1 protein-coding gene is annotated in these 1,398 nt (G+C 74.0%); it reads right to left on the reverse strand.

All coding sequences use genetic code 11. The features are described from left to right. A partial coding sequence (locus ACTS11_RS00420) for a DUF4159 domain-containing protein (protein WP_442638381.1) occupies window positions 1-1,398 on the reverse strand: 1,398 nt, incomplete at both ends.

Raw genomic sequence — 1,398 nt, forward strand, 5'->3', positions numbered from 1 at the left:
GGCGCCGCGAGCGCCCGCAGCCGCCGCCCCTCCGGCGTGCCCGATCCGAACCCGCCCACGTTCGCGTCGCGCGTGTCGAAGACGATCATGCCGCCCGAGCGCAGGTAGTCGTTGAGCCTGCGGTAGGCCTCGGGCGAGGGCATCGGCTGCTCGGCCGAGACCGGCCAGTAGAGCATCGGGAAGAAGGCCAGTTCGTCCGTCTCGAGATTCACGCCGATGGGCGGCGCGGGCTCGACCGAGGTGCGCGACCACAGGACGTTGGTGAGGCCCTGGAGACCGGCCTCGGAGATCCGGTCGAGCTCGGGATCGCCGGTGACGACATAGGCCAGCGTCACCTCGGAGGTCGCGAGAAGCGCGAGCTGGTCCTCGAGGGAAAGGCCGCCCTCCTGCGCTCCGGCGGGCGGCGCAGGCGCGAGGAGGAGCGCGGCGAGCGCCGCCGCCGTCCCGCGCCGAAGCGCGCCCGAAAGCCGCCCGGCGAGCCAGAGCGAGGCGATCGCGTCGAGCAGGAGCAGGATCAGCGCCCCCGTCAGAAAGGCCGCCATGAGGTCCGTCGGCTCGACCACCGCCATGCCCTCCACGGGAATGTCGGCGGGCCAGACCGCGGGCGACAGGACCGTGTCCGCCGCGATCACGTTCCGCGCCAGCCGCTGCTCGCCCCCGGTATAGAGACCGGGCAGGAGGTCGGCCGAAAGCGGCGCCTCGACCAGCGCTTCGCCGGAGACGCCGGGCCGAATCCCCGCGTCCCGCAGCGTGCCGAACCCGTCGAGCACCTCCTCCGGAACCCAGGTGATGCCCGCCACGTCCTCGGCGCCGGGCGTCGCCGGGCGCGTCGAGACGGCGAGGCGTTCGAGCATCTGCACGAAGAGGCCCGAGAGCGGCAGCGTAGACCAGTCGGCATTGGCCGTGACGTGGAAGAGCACGACGCTCCCCTGCCCGAGAGCCGCGCGGGTGACGAGCGGTGTGCCGTCCGTGAGCGAGGCGATGGTGCGCTCGGCGAGCTGCGGGTCGGGTTGGGCCATGACCTGGCTCGACACGGTGACGTCCCCGGGCACGGCGAGGCCGAAGAAGGGCGAGCCTTCCTCGAAGGGCCGCAGCGCCTTCGGCTCGCCCCAGGACATCGCGCCGCCCACCGTCCGCCCGCCCGCGCGCAGCCGCACCGGCATGAGCGGCCCCGCGCTGTCCCGCGCGAGGTCCGAGGCGGCGAGGCGCGGCCCCGCGAAGCGCACGAGGAGCCCGCCATCCTCGACCCAGGCGATCAGCGCCGCCTCCTCCTCGGCCGACAGCGTCGCGACATCGGCGAGGATGATCGCGTCGGGGCTCGCGAGCAGCATGTCCGACAGCGCGCCCTCCATCAGGTCCGCCGTGGGCGCGAGCGCCTGGCGGAGGTAGTGCAGCGGC

The sequence above is a fragment of the Roseicyclus sp. genome (assembly GCF_052168335.1).
Taxonomy (GTDB): Bacteria; Pseudomonadota; Alphaproteobacteria; order Rhodobacterales; family Rhodobacteraceae; genus Roseibacterium.